A 17,300-nucleotide genomic window follows, 5' to 3' on the forward strand; every position below is an offset into this window, starting at 1 on the left:
GTCCCCAGCAGCGAGGCGCCCCGGGCATGAACATTCCCGTCAATCACCCCCTTGGAATTCCGGATCAACCTACGGCCCTGCGCGGCAAGGCGCTCGAAGATGCAACCCTGGTTGCGCTCGCGCCTGGTGTCAGCGCCGCCTATTTCAACCGGCAGGCCGCCAGTGGCCCGCGCGAGCGGCTGATCGCGCGTCAGGATGGCGCGCTGATCCCGAAACCCTATATCGCGGGCGCGTTCGAACTGCGCTCCGGTGGCACCCGGCATGTGCTCCTCATGGCGCGCGGCATCGATCAGGTGTTGTCGAAGCCGCTCGAACTTTTCGTGAACGATCAGGCCGCAGCGACCGTAGATCCGGGCTGGCTGCAGCCGCCGGTGTCGGATCTGGCCGGTCTGATCGAGGGGCTGACCGAAAGCGGCCGTTTGAAGCTGCTGCGGATGCTGCTGACCACGGGGGCGTCGCTTTTCCTTTCCGTCGCCGGAAGCGGGCTGATCGATTCTTTCCGCGAACTGATGGAGATCTGTGATCTGACGCCGATCGAACCGGTGGCCGCGACGGGGTTCGGCGGCCAGACGGTGCTGAGCTATCCGGCGCCGGGCTGCGGCAATCTGGCCGGGCAGGCGGATGTGGTGGTCCTGGCGCAGGAGGGCCCGGCATTGCTGCGCAAGGTGGCAATCGCGCAGGAAGCGGGCGGCAATCTGCTGCATATCCATCTGCCGCCCGGGGTTCAGGACTGCGAGGTGGTTCTGTTTGGCGATCTTCCACTGCGCCTCGCCCCGCAGCCTGCGCAGATGCGGCGCCTGCCCGCGCCGGTCTGGATCGACGGGCGCACGCCGCAGGCGCGCGACTGGTTGCTCGAGCGCATCGTCGCGGCGGCGCCCAAGGATCCCGGCGCGGCCAATGCCCTGCGCGAGTTGCGCCCGGGTGCCGTGGAGGCCAGCCTTCTGGTGCGGCACCTCTCGGCCACGCGCGACGGCGTCCTGCATCTCTTCGAACTGGCCGATCCGGAGGGCCTGGTGCGCGCCGTGATCGTGGAGCGGGGCACGCAGCGGACCGAGTTGCCCGCGCTTTGCGGGGTGGACGGGCGCGGCGTCATTGCCGGCTTGGCCGAGCTCGACGGACGTGGCGGCGGGGCGGAGCTGTACCGCATTCTGCTCATGCATCACTCCGGGCGTTTGCGGGAGGTGGCGCGGGGGATGCTCGATCCCTTCGATGGCAATCTGCCTGCGGATTTCGAAGCGGCCTGGCGCGACAGTGCGGATCGGCCCGGGCTGGAGCGCGCCCTGGCGATGGCCAGTCTCGGCGCGATCCGGCGCCCGATGCGCAGTGCCCGGCGCCGGTTCGGTGCGGCTCCGGCGGCGCCTGTGCTGCGGATCGTTACGGAGATCGGCGATTCCGTCGATATCATCCGCGCCCGGGCGGCGATGATCTTCGCCGAGCGGGGCGCACAGCGGGTCGAGGTCGTCTGTACGCTGGTCGAAGGGCCTCAGGCTGCCGCAGCCCGGCGTGCGGTGGAGGAGGTCGTGGCTGTGTACGGGATCGCCCATGTCCTCATAGCTGTGCCAGAGGACTCCACGCCCGCGGAGCGCGTTCAGGCCGCCCTTGCGGAGGGTTCGGGCCCGGCGCTGATCCTGCATGAGGCGGTCCTGCCCGCGCAGCCGGGCTGGCTTCCGGCCTGGCAGCGTCGCCTGACGCATGCCAAGGACGATGTCGTGGGCGCGGCCTTGCTCGCCGCCGACGGTTCCGTCGCTGCCACGGCTTCGGGGCCGGGCGATGCCTGGCGCGGCCTGCCCGCCGCCCGCCTGCCGGAATGGCTGCGCGCGGTCCGGCGCCCGGTTTGTGCCTGCTTCGGCTTGACCGAGGCGGGCATCGCGCGGCTGCTCCGGCTGCCCTCCGGCCACCCGGATCCGGCGGTGTTGATTGCGCGCCTCGTATCGCGGGACGGGTTGCAGATTGCCACCCGGCATCCGTTCATCCGTTACGCATCCGGCATTTCAGAAACACCATTGCAGCGCGCGATCCTTCACGGCGCGCTGGCGCGGATCGAGGAGGAGCAAGCATGAGCGGTATCCGGATCCTGCAGATCGCCCATGACCATCCGGATTTCACCCCGGGTGGGACCGAGGTGCTCGCACATGGCCTCGCGCGCGCGCTCGATGCGACCGATGCCGTTGACTGCAGCTTCCTCGCAGCGAGCACCTCGCTGACCCGGCCCGAAGATTCGCCGGGGGGCCTTGGCGTCCATGGTGCGGACTATCTGCTGCGCACGGGCCGGTATGACCGCTTCTCAATGGCGCGCTGCGACGGGACCGACTGGATCGAGGCCCTCGCGCGGGTGATTGCGGCGCAGCGCCCGCAGATCCTGCATCTGCATGGGCTGGACAGGATTGGCGCCGAGGTGCTCCCGGTTCTGCGCCGTCTCGCGCCGCAGGCGCGGATCGTGATGACGCTGCACGATTTTCAGATGCTCTGCGCCAATGACGGGCTGCTCACCACCTCCGATGGGCAGCGCTGCGCCGGGCCGGACCCGGAACGATGCCGGAGTTGCGTGCCCGCGCAGACCGGCGCCAGCCATGCTCTGCGCCGTGCGCATCTTCTTGCGCTGTTGCGGCTCGTCGATCTGTTCATCGCGCCGAGCCAGTTCCTGCGCGACAAGTTCATCGCCTGGGGGATCGAACCCGTACGCATTCGTTTGCTGGCCAACGCCGTCGCGCCATTGGCGCCTGTTGCGGAGAGCGCACGAAGCCGCCCTGATCGTTTCGCCTATTTCGGGAATATTGCGCCGCACAAAGGGGTTCTGACGCTGCTGTCTGCGGCGCAGCGGCTGGCCGGGGCGGAATTGCGCATTGATCTGCACGGTGGGTTACTTCACCCGGAGCCGGAGTTTGCGGGGGCTTTTGCGGCGGCCCTCACGGCGGCGGGGCCGCTCGTGCAACATCATGGCGGGTACCGGCGTGAAGAGCTTCCCGGGCTCCTGCAGCGGTGCGACTGGGTCGTGATGCCGTCCCTGTGGTGGGAAAACGCGCCGCTGGTGCTGTTGGAAGCGCGTGCCGCCGGGCGCCCGGTGATTTGCTCAGGCATAGGCGGCATGGCCGAAATCGTCGCCGACGGCGTCACCGGCCTCCATGTGCCCCCCGGAGATGCGGCGACCCTTGCCGAGGTGATGGGCCGCGTTGCGGGAGATGCCGCGCTGCACCGCCGTCTCGCGCAGGGGCAGAGAAAAGCCCAGACGCCCGAGGCGCATAAGGGGTTCGTAAAGGAACATCTGGAAATCTATCGGAGCCTGACTCGGAGAACTGCAGCATGACACCGGCGGACGGAGTTCCCTACGGAATCGATATCTCGGCGCAGGAACCGATGCGCGCCGATCTGACGGTGATCCTGCCCGGCGGCCGCGCCCTGGTAGCGCTCAGCGGGTTGCCGGGGCCGCTCCCTGCGCGCGGGGAATTGCGCCAGGGTGGGCGGCTCTCTCAATGCGTGGCGAGCTGCTGGCCTGGTGCGCATGGCCGTGCGGGCCTCGCGCTGTTCGATGCGCCGCTGTCCGATGCCGGCGAGATAAGGGACTTCACCGGACGCACCTATGGAACTGTGCTCCCCGCAGCCCGGATTGATGTCTCGCCCGCGCCGCTCGCCGAATTCGTCAGGACCCATGGTGTCGACAGCCGCGATGTTTTCGAATTTTTGCTGCGCGCGCTGGTGTCCGACGATCGCTCCGAAGAGCGCCGGGCGGAACGTGAATTTGCCGCCGGGTTCCTGACTCGCGCCGCGGAGGCCGACGGCTTCATCGAGGTGCTTGCAGCCCCCGAATCCGGCGGGCTCTTCGCACAGGGGTGGTCGATGAGCATGCCCAAGGGGCACCTGCGGCTCGCGCGCCTGGATGGAGACCTGACGCTGAGCGAGGTCGCCGTTGGCACCTTCCTGCGTGAGGATATCCTGCCGCCCGGCAGGGGCTTCTGCTTCTATGGCGCCGATTGGGAGGATCAGGAGCTCGATTGCGTCTTCTTCGAGCATGACGGGCGCCTGCGGCGGCTGGACGTGGTGCGTGGCGCAGTCCTGCATCTCGACGGCGTGGAGGCAACCAATCATGTAGCGGCCATGCTGCCGCGCATCGAATGCGAGGGCGATATCCTCGGCGCATTCCGGCGGATCTGCCGGCCGCGGTATCAGGGGGAGGATACGCTCTCGGGGACCGCCTTGCCAATCGCGGCCGCCCTTGATGCGATATTCCAGGCGCCGGACGGCGGGATTCTCGCAGTGGGCTGGTTGCTGGATCCGTTGCAAAGGGTCGAACGGGTCATCGTCAAAAGCACCGGCAATCTTTACGCGCCGTTGCAGGAGCATTGGAACCCGACACCGCGCCCTGATCTCAACGCCGGCTACGCCCAAGACCCGCGTTTCACGCGCCTGCTCGACCTGGGTGATACTTTGCACGGCTTTCTTGCCTATGCGCCGGGCAAGGTTGATCAGGTGCTCGATCATGAAGTCTATCTGGAGCTGGTACTCGACGACAACAGCTGCCTGTTCCGCCCGGTGAAAGTCACAAGGCTGGATTCTCGGGATCGGCTGCCGCAAATCTTGTCGTCGGTCTCGCCAACCGATCCGGCGATAGAGCAGATCATCGAAGGAACCCTGGCGCCATTCCTGGCAGGGCTTCCCACCCGAAGCCGGCCTTTGCGCAGCGCCGTAACGAGGCCAATCGCGCTGTCTCTCGCGACCGGCGATGTCCCCGCGATCATGCCGTTCCGTACCATCGCCCAGCTCCAGCCCGTTTTGGCCTTGCTCGCCGGCTCGCCCGAGGCAGAGCAGATCGATCTTGTTCTGGTGACGACCCGCGGCGTTGCTGCCGGGCTTGCAGAGCGCCTCGCGGAGATGTTCCGGTTCTATGGCCTTCGGGGCCGATTGCTGCTTACACCGGATCATTTTGTTTTTGCTCAGCAAGTCGAGGCCGGCCTCGCCACGACGGACGATCGGCGGGTGCTGATCTGGTCGCCTTCTGCGCTTCCGGTCTCGCCCGGCTGGATGGCAAGGTTGATCGAGGAAGCGGAGGCTCTGGACGCACCAGGCCTGATCTCACCGACGCTGATCTATGAGGATGGCTCCGTTTACTACGGCGGCGTCGGCGCGACGAAGACCAATCCCTCGCCGCTGCTGGGCTACCCCGCAGATTGGCTGGTGCGTGGCGGTTGCGCGCCGATGCCCGCAGGTGCCGCAGAAATCGCGCTCATCGACCGTGACGCGCTTGAGAGCTCAGGCGGTTTCCAGGGGCGTCTCTACAGTGACCGTTTCACGCATCGTGATCTGGCCCATCGCTTGCATCGTGCCGGGTTCGGGACCTGGTGCTCCGGTCGTGCGGACTTCTGGATGCTGCAAGAAGAGGCGCGTGATCGCGATATGCACGCCCGTCTTATGGAAAAAGTCGATGCGGCCTTGATCGCAGTCGCGGAGGATCCTGACCGATGAAAGCCCTCGTACTCAGCCATGCCCACCCTGCTTTTTCTATTGGTGGGGCACAGGTTGCCTCCTACAACCTGTTCCAGGGATTGAAGAGCCAGCGCGGCTGGGACGCCCATTACATGGCGGGCATCGGTCCGCCCGTCGCCCGCCATTCGGCGACCCCCTTGATGTCGTTGGGGCAGGCACCAGACGAAACCCTGTTCTGGACCAACGATTATGACTGGTTCCATCTAGGCATGAACGATTTGGAAGCGATCATGACGCATTTTGAGCGTTTCCTCGCCGATCTGCGCCCAGATGTTGTGAACTTTCATCATGTCATGGGCTTCGGAATTCAGGCAATCCGTGCTGCGCGCCGCGCGTTGGGTGACGTGCCGATCGTCTACACGTTGCACGAATATCTGCCGATTTGTGCGCACCACGGCCAGATGATCAAGGCGAAGAATGGAGCGCTCTGCTCAAAAGCATCTCCGTCAGATTGCGGTATGTGTTTTCCGGAAATTGGGCCGGCGAACATGCTGCGCCGGGAACTGTTCATCAAGTCCTTCTTCGCTGAAGTGGATGCTTTTGTTTCTCCGTCTAGATTCCTCCTCAAACGGTTTGGAGACTGGGGGCTCCCTCGTGAAAAGCTGGTCATGATTGAAAATGGCCTCGATGGGGGGGCGGTCGCGCCACTGCGCGCTCTGCCGGCCGGAGGAAGACGAAATCGTTTCGCTTACTTTGGCCAGCTCAATCCCTTCAAGGGTATTAAAGTCCTCGTAGAAGCAGTCACCCGGATTCCTGAAAAAATCTGGGGCGACGGGATTTTGTACATCTTTGGTGGCAATCTCGAGCATCAACCTGAGGAGTTCCAAGCTCAGGTGAAAGAATTGTTTCGGCAATCAGGGCGCCGTCTGCGGTTCATGGGGTCCTATAAAAGCCCGGATCTGCCGCATTTGATGCGCGAAGTGGACTGGACGATTGTGCCCTCGACATGGTGGGAGAATGCTCCGGTCGTCATTCAGGAAGCCTTCCATCACGGGCGGCCCATCATTGCCTCCGATATCGGCGGTATGGCGGAGAAGGTCCGTGACGGGATCGATGGCCTGCATTTTCGCGTATCCAATCCCGAGAGCCTGGCGGAGGCGATGATCCGTGCGATGGAGCCTGCGGTTTGGGACAGGCTTCATGCCGGTATTCGCGCGCCGACGAGCTGCGATCTGGCTGCGCGCCAGCATGCTGACCTATTCACGCGCCTGGTCGCGCAGAAATCGGGGCGCGGTGCTGCCGAAGAATTGGTGAAGCATGGCTAAGAAGGCGAACTCAGCGCCCACCGCCTATTCCAAGGCGATGCGGGACCTTGCCAAAGGAGCGGGTGCAGCGGCGGTTATCGGCGTGTTCGTCAATGTGCTCTATTTGGCGATGCCGATCTATCATGCGCAAATCTATGATCGCGTCATAAGCAGCGGAAATTTCGATACGCTGATCGCGCTGACCGTTATCGTGGTCATGCTTCTGACGTTCCAGGCGATGCTGGATTTCATGCGTTCGAAGCTTTTCATGGTTCTCGCGGCACGCTTGTCGACGCAGCTGGGCCGCCCCGTCTTCGAGGCGGCCGTGGAAAATGCTTTGAATCATGGACCTTCCTCGGCAAATACTGCACTGCGCGATCTCTCTAGCCTGCGAAGCTTTGTCGCAGGTGGCGCGATTACACTACCGCTGGATCTCGCGTTTACGCCAATCCTGGTCGCGGTTCTGCTGATGCTGCATCCGTATTATGGCTTGGTGGGGCTCGCCGGCGCGCTCATTCTCAGCGTTGCAGCATTTGCGACGGAAATCTTGGCGCGCCGCCCGGTCGCCGAGGCGACGCGGGCAAGTGGAGCAGCACAGGCCGAGGCTGGTGCGGCAATCCGCAACGCAGAGGTGATTGCGGCGATGGGTATGTTGCCCGCGGTTGCCCGTCGTTGGCGTTCGAGCCAGGCAAAATCACTGGATAGGATCGAAAACGGCCGGACCGCCGCGAAAGCCCTCGCCGCGGTTGCACGTGGACTGCGTCTGGGGCTCCAGATAGCGGTCATTTGCGCTGGTGCGGTCGTCGTGATCGGACAGGAAGCAAGCCCGGGTACGATCATGGCGGCAACGGTAATTACGTCGCGGATGTTGTCGCCTTTCGAGCATCTTATCGACGGTTGGCGTCAATGGGTCACTGCGTTTTCTACGTTGCGCAGGCTTCGGGAGCTCTTGGAACAGGGTGGGAATATGCGCTCCGCTCATCCGGTCGAGATCAGCAATGCCGATCTCGTCGTCGACAGGGTGAGCTACGTTCCAAACGGGCAGGATATCCCCTTGCTGCGCAATGTTTCCTTTCGGATCGAGCCTGGCGAAATGGTTGGGGTTATCGGCCCATCTGGCGCAGGAAAGTCCACTCTTGCGCGCCTGGTTGTGGGGCTTTGGTCGCCGACCGCCGGAGGCATCTTCCTCGATGGGCAAAGCACTTATCGGCACGAGCGGGCGAGCTTCGGCGAGGCGGTGGGATATTTGCCGCAGGAGCCTCTTCTGCTGGAAGGCACGGTTCGCGAAAATATCGCGCGTTTCCGGGATGCGAAGATGGAGGATGTCGTCGCTGCTGCGCGGCAGGCCGGTGTACACGAATTGATCGGTCGTCTGCCGAAGGGCTATGAGACATTGCTTTCAGATGCCGGTGCGCGGTTGTCCGGCGGGCAGAGGCAGCGCATCGCCCTGGCGCGCGCGATTTTCGGTAGGCCGAAGCTTCTTGTTCTGGACGAGCCGAATTCTAGCCTGGACGGAGAGGGAGAGGCCGCACTCGTTGCTGCAATCGAGGCCGCTCGTAGTGCTGGAGCGGCGGTGCTGGTCATCGCGCAAAGAATGTCCATTCTAAACAAAGCTGACCGCCTCCTGGTTCTGAAGGATGGCGCTGTGGCGAATTATGGCCCCAAATCCGAGGTCGTTGCGGCGATGGGCCCGCAAGGCGTGCGAAAGGCCCGCGAGGGCACCACGGTGCGGGAGGCTCACGCGCGATGACCGCTGAAAGTCTTTGGGATGACGAGACCGTTCAGAGCTACCGGCCTATTTTCACGGCGGCCTTGATCTTGATTGTGGCGATGATTGTCGGTTTCGGCGGTTGGGCCTCCTATGCGCGTCTGGATGGAGCCGTCGTGACACAAGGCGTCGTCTTGGCGCAGAGCAAGAGAAAAACCGTCGAGAGCCTCGAAGGGGGCATACTGGCGCGCCTTCTGGTTGCTCCGGGCGACGAAGTGAAGGCGGGGCAGCCCGTCGCCCAATTGGATACGACGCAGGACGTCGAGCGCCTTGCGCAGATGGAGGCGCAACGTAAGGCCATGGTTTTCGATATCTGGCGATTGCAAGCCGAAGTATCCGGCGCTGCAACGCTCGACCCAGCCAAGGCTCCGGAAAACGATCCCGTACAGATTGCGGCCCAGGTTCAGCTTTTTGATGCACGTCTGCAATTGCAACAGGGGCAGATCGCGTCGCTCAACCGCCAGGCCGAGCTATTGAAAGCACAATCTGCAGCCAATGCGGCACAAGCGATTGCGGCGGAACGGCAAATTGGGAGCTGGCAGAAAGATCGCCAATCGAACCAGCTTCTGGTCGAAAAGGGCGCGGCCCCCGTACAGAAGCTGCGCGAATTGGATCGAAATCTTGCGATACTCGAAGGCAGCCGCGGCGAATATCAAGGGTTGGCGACAGCCGCCGAAGAAGACCGCGCCCGCGTCGCGGCTGATATCGCCACACTTTATCATCAGCGTGTCGCGGAGGCCAGCCAGATGCTTGTCGATGCCCAGAAAGCGCTGCCCGCATTACAAGCCCAGATCCGTGCGGCTCAGGACGTTCTGAACCGCCGAACTTTGCGGGCGCCTCAGGAGGGCCTGGTGGTGGATATCCCGGTGGTGACGCCGGGGGCGGTGATCGGATCGGGCGCGGTGGTCATGGAGATTGTCCCTGCCGCGGATGAGAAGGTCATTCAAACGCGGTTCCCGCCGGAGGCGATTGATACGGTCTATGTGGGGCGTCACACGCGTGTGCGCCTGACCGCATATCGCCGCGCACTCGCCCCAACTATAGAAGGGACCGTCACCTATATTTCTGCGGATCTGCTCGAAGATCCGCGGGACGGGACGGCGTATTTTGAAGGGCGCGTCACCCTTGATGGGGCCAGTCTCGCGCAGCATCCAGACGTCATCCTGAGCCCTGGTATGCCGGTCGAGGTGGCCGTTCAGACCGGAGAGCGGCGTGCCGGAGACTACTTGTTGGAACCGCTCTTGCGTCACCTCCGCAAGGCAATGCGGGACGAATGATTGGCGACTCCGCCAGAATGGAAAGGGAGACACATGTCCGAACAGAATTTCACACTCAGCCATGCCGATGTTCAGGCGCTGGACAAATTAGGATTGCGCATCCCCGGATTGCGCGAAACGCGGCGACTGGCGAAGGGCTCCCAGCTCGAGGGCCCCGTATCGGTGATCTCGACAGTGCCGCAGGGCGCATTTCTGGATGTCGGCGCCTTTTGCAACCTCAGCGGCGGAACCATCAACAACGCCCGCTTCGGACGCTATTGTTCGGTGGCAAGCGGCGTCGTGATCGGTCCGCATGAGCACCCGACCGACTGGTTGACCACGTCGCGCACCGCTTATTTTCCGCAGGTGAACGGCTGGAATGATCTGGTCGCCGCCGACCGTAAGGAAGAAATTCGTCGCGGCGTCCGCCCCTTCGCGGCGAGTTGCCCTGTCACCGACATCGGGCATGACGTTTGGATCGGGCAGGGCGCCTTCGTCAAATCTGGCGTATCGATAGGAACGGGCTCGATTATTGGGGCGCGGGCGACCGTCCTGCGCGACGTGCCGCCCTATTCGATTGTCGTCGGCACCCCGGGCCGCGTTCTTCGGCTCCGCTTTCCGGAGAAAATCGTGGAGCGGCTGCTCGGCGCGGCCTGGTGGCAGTATTCGATCTACGATCTGTTCGCCGCACCGTTTGACAACATCGAGAAAGCTCTCGACACGATCGAAGAGAAAATTGCTGCGGGCCAGGTGAAACCCTTTGAGGGCCCGGTGATCACTTCGGACGAGCTTCAGGATCCGAAGGCGTTGGCAAACCGTTTGGCCGGGCATTTTCTTCCGCCGCTGGCGCAGGCCAGCTGAGCGGATAGCGGATCAAGTCCCGCTCAGGCCCGGTCTTGCAGTCCGGGCCGAGCTTCATACGGACGAGATAAAGCCAGAAACGCGCGCCCGCCGTTTCGAAGTTCGGGCTGGGGCTGTCATCGTCCAGGAGGGCGGGGTAGGCGAATGCACTGTCTTGTGCGCAGTCGCGCCGCCAAAGCAGCGGCACTTCCAGAAGAAGCTCCGCAGCGCTCCACCGGATCAGATCTGGCGATGTGATAGTCCAGATGCCGCTCGTCAGAACCCCATTGTGCTTGCGCAAGGTTGCCGGGGTGACAGCCAGATACAGCTTCCGTTCCGGCAACCAGACCAGAGACGAGATAGTACTGGCGACTCCGTCAACAGGCGCGCAGACATGGGCCGCCGGATCGGCGGTCGCATTCGTGTAGGGGTCGATGAAACTGACGCTGAAACCGTGCCCATCCCACGCGCGCCAATCTTTCGCATTACCATCCACCGGGCGGCGGATGAGGCAGGCGCCGCGCTTCTGCGGCGGCGCGTCTTCGGCGAACAGGAAGGCGTACAAGAAGCCATCCCGCGTCACGATGTTGCTCGGGTTGAAATAGCCGGTGCGATGGTCCTGGTGCTTGTCCATCTTGGCCGGCAGGGCCGCGACAAGTGCCTCCGGGCCCGCTGCGCGCGTGAAACTTGAGCCATCCTGCGACGTCAATTCGACGATCGAATTCCACCAGCAGGCCGCATACTTGCCTGCCACGCAGAGGCCGGGGCGCCGATGGGCGTGGAACTCGACATGCGCCAGCGCCACCAATCTGCCGTCAGGGCCGAGGTGCGGTGAGGCGAGCCAGCTGCGATCATCGTACCGTCCCGGCGCGTCGGCCTCCATCCCCGCATGGGCAATCGCGCAGTGATGCGACAGGCGGTTGAGGTCAGGCCCGGTCGCAAGGCGTGTCCGCTCTGCGGCCGCAAGCAGGTGGACCGTCCCATCCGGGGTGCGCCAGGCGCGGGCAGGCCCATCCGGGATATCCCAAGTCTCGCAGCGGTCTTTTTGCCATGCGAACACGGTCTCGGCTTCGCCAGTGATTTGCGGGCCTTCCGCAAAGGCCGCATTGGCCAGGGACAGAACAAGAATGATGGAGCGCATGGGATCCGCGATGGCTGTTGAGGGAATCTTAAACGCTGCGGCGTTACCAAAGGGAAAACGCACTGCTTGCCGGAGGAATAATGACGGATCAGACACCGATCCAGCCTGTCGTAGGCGCTGCTGCGGAGCAAAGCCCCGGCCCGCGGCTGTATGGCGTGATCGACGTGATCAAACCGGAGCGGATTGCAGGCTGGGTCATTGACCGCGCCGATGCGGCAGCCTGTGCCGAAGTCGATCTGCTGCGCAATGGAAAGGTCGTGGCGACAGTCCCGGCCAATCGGCCCCGCAAGGACCTCCTGAGCAACGGTGTCGGGACGGGGCGCTACGGTTTCTCCATTCCGCTGGATCCGCCGCTGGGCGAGGGGATGGAATTCACGCTCTCGATCGTGGCGCGGAGTGCAGATGGTGTCGAATGCCCGCTTCAACCGACCGCCAGGCTTTCCGGGAGCCGTAACCAGCCGGAGCAGAAAATCTTCGAGCGGCTCTATACCGAGCTGACGGAACTGCGCAACGAGCTGGCACAGGACCGCGAGCGACTGGACGAGGTGCTTGCGGCACAAGCGCGGAGCATTCAGCAGTTCGAGACGGTGCAGCTCCGGCTCGAGACGACGATTCAGCAGGTGGATCCTCCTGTGCCGCAAGTGCCGCGCCATTTGTGGGGGCTTGCGGCGGCGGGCATCGGAATGGCGTCGCTGTCGCTCATCGTCGGCCTCTGGTCCCTCTTCGTCACAGGCTAGGGCCTTCAGTGGCGCTGAGTATCCGGATGAGCCTGCCTGCACGCTCTCCGCGCACAGGCGCGGGAGCACTCACAGCCAGGCGCCGCGCAGGGGCGAAGCGATGACCTTCGGCCGGGAATGCTGGCCTTTCAGTGCCAGCAGGGCTCACGCGAGGCATTGCCCATTGCCGTCAAGAAACGGTTGAGCCCTGACCAAACGCTCGTGCCACCACCCAGCGTTTGCAAGCGGGCTTTCCCTGCTCCTCCTCCGCCCGAGCCAAGGCGCAGTAGAAGCCGCTGGGCCACTGGCAGTACGGCCCGCACGCAGATGCCATCGCACCAGCGCAGCCCGGCCCGGTTACCAGCGCAAGACCCAACGCCCGCAAAGCGCACCGACCCCCGCCATGAGCAGGATCGCCAGGCCATACCAGGTCACGAAAAACAACGGATTGTCCTCGGTACAGTGCAGCGCATAGATCGCGGTCGCAAGGCCGCCGCTGGCGAGGCCCGCGAGAAAGCCGCTGCGCAGGGGAGCAAGGCAGGCGCCATTGCGCAGCGCCAACAGGGTGGCACCAAGCGGCAGCACCGACGACAGGCAGATCACTGGAACGCAGAAGGCCGCCGTATGCCCGATGAGCCCGCGGCCCCATCCCGCCATCGGCGAAGAGACCAGCCCCCATGCAAAGAGGGCCGTGGCGCCCACCGCGAAGAGCGCCAGCCAGGCCAGCCGCACCGCCTGCGCCGGGCGGGCGCTGCGCAGCGCGAGCCACAGGGCGCAGCCGCCAAGGCCCAGCGGCACCATGTTTTTCAGCGCGGTAACAGGTGCGCGCAGCGCCTCCCCGAGATCCGCCCGGATCCCGACCGCGCTCAGCAGCACGAGCGCCACGAGCCCGAGCGCCGCCGGCAGGGCGCGCGCCAGCCACCGCTCCGGCGAAGGATCGGGCAGCGTATCCGCGGCAAGCGTCCGGATCAGCTCATCGGTCTTCATAGGCCCCGCCCATTTCTCAACTCCGCCAGCCGTTTCAGCCCACGGTGCAGCGCCACCCGCGCCGCCCCCGGGCTCATGCCCAGCCGCGCCCCGGCCTCGCGCGCATCCGCCCCGTCCAGCCCGACCGCCTGCAGCAGCTCGGCCGAACGCGGGTCGAGCTGCCCGAGAAGCTTCAGCGCATCGCTGCGCTCGGTCGGATCGGCCGCGGGCTCCGCAGGCAGGCTCTCGGCGAAATCCTCGATCGGCAGCTGGATCCGCGCCCCGCGCGCGCGGAACGCATCGATCACCTTGTAACGCGCGATCGCATATAGCCACGGCTTCACCGGGCTTTCGCTGCGCCAGGTGTGGCGCTTCAGATGGATGGCAAGCAAAACCTCCTGCACGATGTCCTCCTGCGCTTCGGGCGGGAAGCCGCGCGCCTTCGCGCGCACGATGCCCCGCAGCACGGGCGTGATCGCATGCAGAAGCCGCGCATAGGCGCGCGTGTCCCCGGCATTGGCCGCCCGCATCAGCGCGGACCAGTCTTCGTCACTTCCCGTCATGTCCGGAGTCCATTCGGGCGAACCGCGCCTTTGTTACAGCCTGCCCACGATTATCGGAGTTTTTGCGCGGGTCTCAACACCAGTTCGTGATCGGCGTAACGCCGGATCGGCGCGGCCCGAACGGACAGTCAGGAACCGATGGTCGGTTCCCTACAACTTCCGACAGGAGCATTTCATGTCTTATATCTCCACGACCCTCGGCCTGGCCGCTTCCGTTGCCGCCGCGCTGACCGCCGTTGCCGCCCATGCCGACGAGCAGAAGATGGAAAAGTGCTACGGCGTCGCCCTGGCCGGGAAGAACGATTGCGCCGCTGGTGCCGGAACCACCTGCGCCGGCACCGCCAAGGTCGATTACGACGGCGCGCATTGGAAATATGTGCCCGCGGGCACCTGCATGCAGATCAAGACCCCCCATGGCATGGGTTCGCTGCAGCCGATGAAATCCTGATCCGGCGGGCGCGGGCGGTCCCGGCCGCCCGTGCATTCCCCTGACCCCATGAGGCCCAAGATGACCTGTTCCCTGCCTGCCGCCGCCGGCATCGGCTTCAAGCCGGAGCATTTCGCCGCGATCCGCGAGACCCGCCACGGCCTCGGATTCTTCGAGGTTCATGCCGAGAATTACATGGGCGAGGGCGGCCGCCCGCATGCGCAGCTTGCGGCGCTGCGGGCGGATCATGCGCTCTCCGTCCATGGCGTCGGCCTGTCCATTGGGGGCGCCGAGCCGCTGGACCGCGACCACCTGGCCCGGCTCGCCCGGCTGCTGGCGCGCTACGAGCCCGAGAGCTTCTCGGAGCATCTGGCCTGGTCCAGCCATGGCGGCGAATTCCTGAACGATCTTTTGCCGCTGCCCTATACCGATGAGACGCTGGCGACCGTCTGCGCCCATATCGACGAGGTGCAGGCCGTGCTCGGCCGCCGGATGTTGCTGGAAAACCCCTCCACCTATGTGGAATTCACGCAATCCACCTGGGCCGAAACCGATTTCCTGCGCGAGATCGCGCGCCGCACTGGCTGCGGCCTGCTGCTCGATGTGAACAATGTCCATGTCGCCTGCACGAACCGCCGCGCCGATCCGCGCGCCTATCTCGCGGCCTTTCCGCTGGAGCATGTGGGCGAAATCCACCTCGGCGGCCATGAGGCCGAAATGCTGCCGGGCGGGCCTTTGCTGATCGACGCCCACGGCAGCCCGGTCGCCGATCCGGTCTGGGATCTCTGCGCGCAGGTCCTCGCGCGGACGGGGCCGCTGCCGGTCCTGATCGAATGGGACAATGATCTGCCCGATTTCGCCACCCTTCTGGCCGAGGCCCGCGCCGCGGATCGCCTGATCGAACGGAGCCGCCATGTCCTCGCATCCTGAGCTGCAATCGGCTTTCCGGGCCGGACTGGCGAGTGGCGTCCCGCCGCGGGATGCGGATGCCGTATCGGGCGATATCGCGCGGCGCTTCGGTGTGTATCGCAACAATGTGACCCTCGGCCTGATCGAGGCGCTGCGTGCGCGGTTCCCGGTGGCGGAGGCGCTTGTCGGGGAGGCGTTCTTCCGTGCCGCGGCGCGGGTCTATATCGCGGAAAACAAGCCGAAATCCCCGGTTCTCCTGCTCTGGGGTGCTACTTTCCCGGCCTTTCTCGCGCGCTTTCCGCCGGCCGCCTCTGTGCCCTATCTGGCCGATGTCGCGCGGCTTGAGCATGCCCGGGGCGTGGCCTACCACGCCGCCGATGCTGCCCCGCTGGAGGGGGCTGCGCTGGCCCGGGCGGCCTCCGGCGTGGCGCTGCATCCGTCGGTGCAGCTCCTGCGCGCGCGCCATGCTTTCGTGACGATCTGGTCCGCGCATCAGCCCGGCGCGCACCTCCCCGAGATCGACGCCATGCGCCCCGAAATCGCCCTGGTGCTGCGCAATCGCGGGCTCGATGTCGAGGTCTGGAGCCTGTCGCAGGCCGACAGCCTGTTCGTGGATTGCCTGCGCCGGACCGGGGCGCTCATCGGGGCCGTGGGCGCCGGGCGGGCGCTCGAGCCGCAGTATGACCCGGCCCCGCTCATCCTGCGCCTCGCCACCGCGGGCGCCTTCATCTCCCGGGAGGAAACCGATGCCTGATCTGTTCGCGCCCCATCTGCGCCGTGCCAATCTGCTGTTCGCGCGCCTGCCCTGGGAGCTGCCCGCGCTGCTGGCGCGGCTGGTCCCGGCCTCCATTTTCTGGGCTTCGGGCCAGACCAAGGTCGACGGCTGGCATATCGCCCCGAGCACCTGGGTCCTGTTCGAGAACGATTACGCCCTGCCGCTGATCCCGCCGCATCTGGCGGCCGTGATGGCCACCACGGCGGAGCATCTGTTCCCTGTCCTGCTCGTCCTCGGGCTGCTGACCCGGTTCGCGGCGCTCGCATTGCTGGGGATGACGCTGGTCATCGAAATTTTCGTCTATCCGGATGCCTGGCAGACCCATGGCCTGTGGGCGGCCTGCTTCCTTGCGCTCATCGCCTGCGGACCGGGGCGGCTGTCGCTCGATCACTGGCTGGGCTGGGATCCGGCCCGGCGCTGATCCCGCGCCGCATCGGCCCGGCGCCAAAAGCCCGCGTGCGTGCGGGCTTTTCATGCCACTGATGCCAGAGACGAAATCATCCCGGTTTTCGTGATGCTGAAGCACCGGAAGATATTTCCGAGGCCGGATCAATGTCTTGCTGCCGGACTGACGGGCACCGGGGTAGGGCGTTTCAGGTGGAAAAGCTCGAAGCCGATCGGGCTGAGATCCACCTGCGGAGAGGTGCGTACAAGCGCGCGATATCATCGAATCCGCCGGTCCTGACCGGATCGCCCGAGCCCAGCCCCCCTTGCGGGCTCGTTCGTTCATCAGGCAATAGAAGACAGAGCCAATCCGGCAATCCTGCGTGTTGGCGGCTCTCCCGATCTTTCGCCATGATCCTCGGGCAGGCCCTCAAATGAAGTCCGGCCCGTAGCCCTTGCTGACAGATGATCATTCGACACCGCGCAATCGGCACCCTCCTCCCGGTGGTCTCCCAATCGTCCGCAGGGACCTGGGCAGCCCCCGGATCCTCCGGCTTGGCGAAAGGAGAATGCGCCCGCGTGTCATCGCCAGGAGCCCGTCGCCGTCATGTTCCTTGGCAGGTATCGCCTGCGGCTTCAGCTCGCCTAACCCGGAAGCGCGCCGCATGGCGAGGCCACGCCCTGCCTTGAGCCACCATCGTCCCCGGAGGTGTTGATTTTCACCCAGAACTGAGCCGGTTGGGCGCATAATTTTCACTGAGAACTGAGCCATGTGAACCTTCCCCCAAAGCGGTGAGCGGCGGGGGCAACGGAGTGATCCACATGGGACTATT

Annotated in this window: 15 protein-coding genes; 12 read left to right on the top strand and 3 right to left on the bottom strand. The window is 64.9% G+C overall.

The window, feature by feature from the left end:
* Positions 1-26: 26 nt before the first annotated feature.
* From ACOMG5_RS13680 to ACOMG5_RS13710, 7 genes are read left to right on the top strand one after another with little or no spacing between them, the layout of a single operon-like run.
* Positions 27-2,060, top strand: a complete 2,034-nt coding sequence (locus ACOMG5_RS13680; protein WP_420344357.1) for a hypothetical protein — start codon at positions 27-29, stop codon at positions 2,058-2,060.
* Positions 2,057-3,304, top strand: coding sequence for a glycosyltransferase family 4 protein (locus ACOMG5_RS13685; protein ID WP_420344358.1), 1,248 nt, complete (start codon positions 2,057-2,059; stop codon positions 3,302-3,304). The genes ACOMG5_RS13680 and ACOMG5_RS13685 overlap by 4 nt, the downstream gene beginning before the upstream one ends.
* Entirely contained in the window at positions 3,301-5,457 is a 2,157-nt protein-coding gene (locus ACOMG5_RS13690; RefSeq protein WP_420344359.1) for a hypothetical protein, read from the top strand. Before ACOMG5_RS13685 ends, ACOMG5_RS13690 begins: the two co-directional genes overlap by 4 nt.
* On the top strand, positions 5,454-6,743 hold the full coding sequence (locus ACOMG5_RS13695) for a glycosyltransferase family 4 protein (protein WP_420344360.1): 1,290 nt from the start codon (positions 5,454-5,456) through the stop codon (positions 6,741-6,743). The genes ACOMG5_RS13690 and ACOMG5_RS13695 overlap by 4 nt, the downstream gene beginning before the upstream one ends.
* A complete protein-coding gene (locus ACOMG5_RS13700) occupies positions 6,736-8,472 on the top strand; it encodes a type I secretion system permease/ATPase (protein ID WP_420344361.1) in 1,737 nt (578 codons plus the stop codon). Before ACOMG5_RS13695 ends, ACOMG5_RS13700 begins: the two co-directional genes overlap by 8 nt.
* The gene (locus ACOMG5_RS13705; protein WP_420344362.1) at positions 8,469-9,767 is read left to right on the top strand and encodes an HlyD family type I secretion periplasmic adaptor subunit; all 1,299 of its coding nucleotides are present in this window, start codon (positions 8,469-8,471) and stop codon (positions 9,765-9,767) included. Before ACOMG5_RS13700 ends, ACOMG5_RS13705 begins: the two co-directional genes overlap by 4 nt.
* 33 nt (positions 9,768-9,800) lie before the next feature.
* A complete protein-coding gene (locus ACOMG5_RS13710; protein WP_420344363.1) occupies positions 9,801-10,607 on the top strand; it encodes a CatB-related O-acetyltransferase in 807 nt (268 codons plus the stop codon).
* Here ACOMG5_RS13710 and ACOMG5_RS13715 read toward each other — a convergent pair.
* Positions 10,522-11,727 (bottom strand): hypothetical protein, encoded by a 1,206-nt coding sequence (locus ACOMG5_RS13715; RefSeq protein ID WP_420344364.1) that lies wholly within the window; start codon positions 11,725-11,727, stop codon positions 10,522-10,524. The two genes, ACOMG5_RS13710 and ACOMG5_RS13715, sit on opposite strands and share 86 nt — an antisense overlap.
* An 80-nt stretch (positions 11,728-11,807) precedes the next feature.
* On the opposite strand from ACOMG5_RS13715, the gene ACOMG5_RS13720 reads away from it, so the two are divergent.
* Complete coding sequence (locus tag ACOMG5_RS13720; RefSeq protein ID WP_420344365.1) at positions 11,808-12,464, top strand: hypothetical protein; 657 nt, start codon at positions 11,808-11,810, stop codon at positions 12,462-12,464.
* Positions 12,465-12,800: 336 nt separating this feature from the next.
* On the opposite strand, the gene ACOMG5_RS13725 is transcribed toward ACOMG5_RS13720, so the two are convergent.
* Together ACOMG5_RS13725 and ACOMG5_RS13730 are read right to left on the bottom strand one after the other, a co-directional pair.
* Positions 12,801-13,430, bottom strand: coding sequence for an NrsF family protein (locus tag ACOMG5_RS13725; protein ID WP_420344366.1), 630 nt, complete (start codon positions 13,428-13,430; stop codon positions 12,801-12,803).
* Positions 13,427-13,972 (bottom strand): sigma-70 family RNA polymerase sigma factor, encoded by a 546-nt coding sequence (locus ACOMG5_RS13730; RefSeq protein WP_420344367.1) that lies wholly within the window; start codon positions 13,970-13,972, stop codon positions 13,427-13,429. Before ACOMG5_RS13730 ends, ACOMG5_RS13725 begins: the two co-directional genes overlap by 4 nt.
* Before the next feature lie 175 nt (positions 13,973-14,147).
* Between ACOMG5_RS13730 and ACOMG5_RS13735 the strand changes: the two genes are divergently transcribed.
* From ACOMG5_RS13735 to ACOMG5_RS13750, 4 genes are read left to right on the top strand one after another with little or no spacing between them, the layout of a single operon-like run.
* Positions 14,148-14,420 (top strand): DUF2282 domain-containing protein, encoded by a 273-nt coding sequence (locus ACOMG5_RS13735; protein ID WP_420344368.1) that lies wholly within the window; start codon positions 14,148-14,150, stop codon positions 14,418-14,420.
* 60 nt (positions 14,421-14,480) lie between these two features.
* Positions 14,481-15,329 carry a DUF692 domain-containing protein gene (locus ACOMG5_RS13740; protein WP_420344369.1) on the top strand — a complete coding sequence of 283 codons (849 nt, stop codon included), beginning with the start codon at positions 14,481-14,483 and terminating at the stop codon, positions 15,327-15,329.
* Entirely contained in the window at positions 15,313-16,062 is a 750-nt protein-coding gene (locus ACOMG5_RS13745) for a DNA-binding domain-containing protein (RefSeq protein ID WP_420344370.1), read from the top strand. The genes ACOMG5_RS13740 and ACOMG5_RS13745 overlap by 17 nt, the downstream gene beginning before the upstream one ends.
* On the top strand, positions 16,055-16,504 hold the full coding sequence (locus ACOMG5_RS13750; protein WP_420344371.1) for a DoxX family protein: 450 nt from the start codon (positions 16,055-16,057) through the stop codon (positions 16,502-16,504). Before ACOMG5_RS13745 ends, ACOMG5_RS13750 begins: the two co-directional genes overlap by 8 nt.
* Positions 16,505-17,300: the final 796 nt, after the last annotated feature.

It is taken from the genome of Paenirhodobacter sp. (assembly GCF_041916475.1).
Lineage (GTDB): Bacteria > Pseudomonadota > Alphaproteobacteria > Rhodobacterales > Rhodobacteraceae > Rhodobacter.

Bases quoted from the DNA above. Each gene is read 5' to 3' on its own strand.
- ACOMG5_RS13700 (WP_420344361.1), top strand. From the start codon at position 6,736: ATGGCTAAGAAGGCGAACTCAGCGCCCACCGCCTATTCCAAGGCGATG.
- ACOMG5_RS13745 (WP_420344370.1), top strand. From the start codon at position 15,313: ATGTCCTCGCATCCTGAGCTGCAATCGGCTTTCCGGGCCGGACTGGCG.
- ACOMG5_RS13705 (WP_420344362.1), top strand. From the start codon at position 8,469: ATGACCGCTGAAAGTCTTTGGGATGACGAGACCGTTCAGAGCTACCGG.
- ACOMG5_RS13735 (WP_420344368.1), top strand. From the start codon at position 14,148: ATGTCTTATATCTCCACGACCCTCGGCCTGGCCGCTTCCGTTGCCGCC.
- ACOMG5_RS13710 (WP_420344363.1), top strand. From the start codon at position 9,801: ATGTCCGAACAGAATTTCACACTCAGCCATGCCGATGTTCAGGCGCTG.
- ACOMG5_RS13690 (WP_420344359.1), top strand. From the start codon at position 3,301: ATGACACCGGCGGACGGAGTTCCCTACGGAATCGATATCTCGGCGCAG.
- ACOMG5_RS13740 (WP_420344369.1), top strand. From the start codon at position 14,481: ATGACCTGTTCCCTGCCTGCCGCCGCCGGCATCGGCTTCAAGCCGGAG.
- ACOMG5_RS13680 (WP_420344357.1), top strand. From the start codon at position 27: ATGAACATTCCCGTCAATCACCCCCTTGGAATTCCGGATCAACCTACG.
- ACOMG5_RS13750 (WP_420344371.1), top strand. From the start codon at position 16,055: ATGCCTGATCTGTTCGCGCCCCATCTGCGCCGTGCCAATCTGCTGTTC.
- ACOMG5_RS13725 (WP_420344366.1), bottom strand. From the start codon at position 13,430: ATGAAGACCGATGAGCTGATCCGGACGCTTGCCGCGGATACGCTGCCC.
- ACOMG5_RS13715 (WP_420344364.1), bottom strand. From the start codon at position 11,727: ATGCGCTCCATCATTCTTGTTCTGTCCCTGGCCAATGCGGCCTTTGCG.
- ACOMG5_RS13720 (WP_420344365.1), top strand. From the start codon at position 11,808: ATGACGGATCAGACACCGATCCAGCCTGTCGTAGGCGCTGCTGCGGAG.
- ACOMG5_RS13695 (WP_420344360.1), top strand. From the start codon at position 5,454: ATGAAAGCCCTCGTACTCAGCCATGCCCACCCTGCTTTTTCTATTGGT.
- ACOMG5_RS13730 (WP_420344367.1), bottom strand. From the start codon at position 13,972: ATGACGGGAAGTGACGAAGACTGGTCCGCGCTGATGCGGGCGGCCAAT.
- ACOMG5_RS13685 (WP_420344358.1), top strand. From the start codon at position 2,057: ATGAGCGGTATCCGGATCCTGCAGATCGCCCATGACCATCCGGATTTC.